General features: G+C 45.0%; 3 protein-coding genes. 2 read left to right on the plus strand and 1 reads right to left on the minus strand.

The features are described 5' to 3' along the window. Window positions 1-326 (plus strand): hypothetical protein (locus RMO27_RS11145; protein WP_309732374.1); only part of this gene is annotated, 326 nt, incomplete at its 5' end. 233 nt (window positions 327-559) lie between these two features. After that, window positions 560-1,123: a PadR family transcriptional regulator gene (locus RMO27_RS11150; protein ID WP_309732376.1), complete on the plus strand. Its 564-nt coding sequence runs from the start codon at window positions 560-562 to the stop codon at window positions 1,121-1,123. Window positions 1,124-1,183: 60 nt separating this feature from the next. On the opposite strand, the gene RMO27_RS11155 is transcribed toward RMO27_RS11150, so the two are convergent. After that, complete coding sequence (locus tag RMO27_RS11155) at window positions 1,184-1,753, minus strand: Uma2 family endonuclease (protein ID WP_309732377.1); 570 nt, start codon at window positions 1,751-1,753, stop codon at window positions 1,184-1,186. Between the last annotated feature and the right edge of the window lie 442 nt (window positions 1,754-2,195).

Here is a 2,195-nt window from a genome sequence, read left to right on the forward strand (position 1 = left end):
TTCGTCATAAACTCGCCGCACAGTTTTGGTTTATACGGTGTAATGGCAAATCACTCTGGGCCTACCGAGTAGGGGCAATTCATGAATTGCCCCTACTCGTTAGGCACAGCCGCCAAATTATCTCCACCCAACCGCCGCCGAGCAGTTTCTTTGCGCCCGATCGCCGGGATATGATTGGTGGGACTGTCGGCAGCCATTTATTGACTGCCCAGATGTTGTTGACTCTCATCCCGATCGCCAAGACGACAAAGGATTCATCGATTTGGGCACTAAATCTGCCAGGGACTACTTTAGATATATTTGATTCCTCGCTTTTGATGCTTTAGGACGGTCACGCACTGTGGCACTATTCAATTCAGCTTTACACCATCGCTCGATCGTCAGCAATAGTGAATCGATTCCGCCTAGCAGGAGTAGACTGGATCGTCATATATATTCAATTTATTGAATATTTAAATATAGTATACTAACTTTATTGAATATACAACTATTTCCGAGAACTGTTAGATAATCTAGTTATCAGAGATCTCTAGCCCCTAGCCCCTATCCCCTAATTCAAATGGCTCTATCTCATGCAATTTTGGCAGCAATCAACGATCGATCCTGTAGCGGCTACGATCTCGCCAAACAATTTGACGGCTCGATCGGGTTTTTCTGGAATGCCACCCACCAGCAGATCTATCGAGAACTGACAAAACTAGAAGAACAGAGCCAGATTGATGCCCAGCTCGTCCGTCAAGAGCATCGCCCGAATAAAAAGATCTATAGCCTGACGAGCAAAGGCGAGGAAACGCTGCGATCGTGGATCGAGATGCCCAGTACCGTCAGCCCACTCAAAGATGATTTACTCGTTAAAATATTTGCCGGCTCGATCGTCTCACCAGAAACGATCGTGACTGAGTTAAAACACCACCGGATGCAGCATTTGGAAAGCTTACATACTTATCAAGCGATCGCCGCTCAAGATTTTCCAGATCGTTGGTCGAAGACCTGCCTTCGGCAATCGCAACTTAGTAATGTCGGGCGTTATCAATACATCACCCTGCGTCAAGGCATCAGATTTGAGACGGAATGGCTGGCTTGGTGTGCAGAAGCGATCGATCTGCTAGAGTCAGCGGCTTAATCGATCTACACTCAGCCAAATTTAGTTACCACTAGCGAACCAACCAATTTACGATCGCAATTAACGCGCCTGAAAAACTCGATCGACTGTCAGGTCGAGTTTTTCTAATATACTTGACTCGATCTGATGATCATCAACAAACACCTGCTCTTCATATAAACCTTCCACCCATTCCAATACTGTCACTTTTTGGGCGAGCGGATCGACGATCCAATATTCAGCAATGCCTCTAGCAGCGTATTCACTCCGCTTATAGCGATAATCTCGTTTTTCCTGGTTGGGGCTGACAACTTCGACGACTAATAACGGTGGCGGCATATCCATCAACACGATCGATCTAGTCGCCCCATCCATTTCTGTTGCTAATTCTTCAGATAATACCAACAAATCTGGTACCCGCACTGATACCCGCGATCCACTAACGGCTACTTCTGTCTTCATCGTCAACCGATAAGCTGGAATACCAAGTTGGAGAAAATATGCCAACAGAAACATGGCAACCCGACGATTGATTTCGCTCTCAGATGCCATGTCAATTAGTTCTCCATTTTCTAGTTCATATAATTTATCCGTGCCATCGTCGTAAGCAAGGAACTCTTCTAGCGTCATTTTTTGGATCGCAACTGTCATCACTACACCTCCTGCAAGAGTATATTCACCATCTTAACATTTCGATCGATCTCCAAATTGACTACGGAAACTTCTATTTAGAGTGGATCTTTTCGATAGATGCAATCGGTAGTAATAATGTTGATTCGATCGACGTTCGTACTTGACGATAGGGAGAGTAAAAGCAGGAGTGATATCTCGAATGCGAGCTAGAGCGATGGGATAAAGCGATCGAGCTACTAGAGTCAGCGGCTTAATCGATCGACAGTCAGCCAAATTTAGTTACCACCAGCGAACTCACCAATTCCCGATCGAACCCACTACTGGCGAATAAACCATCGCCCCTACTCTAAATTTCAGGAATTTTATGTGGAAACTACTGAGCGATCTTTTCCAATGTGCTGAGTACAATAGGAACTAATTTGTGATGGATAAAGATGATGCGTTTTTTATCGATTTTACC

The organism is Chamaesiphon sp. OTE_75_metabat_556, from assembly GCF_031378165.1.
GTDB lineage: Bacteria > Cyanobacteriota > Cyanobacteriia > Cyanobacteriales > Chamaesiphonaceae > Chamaesiphon.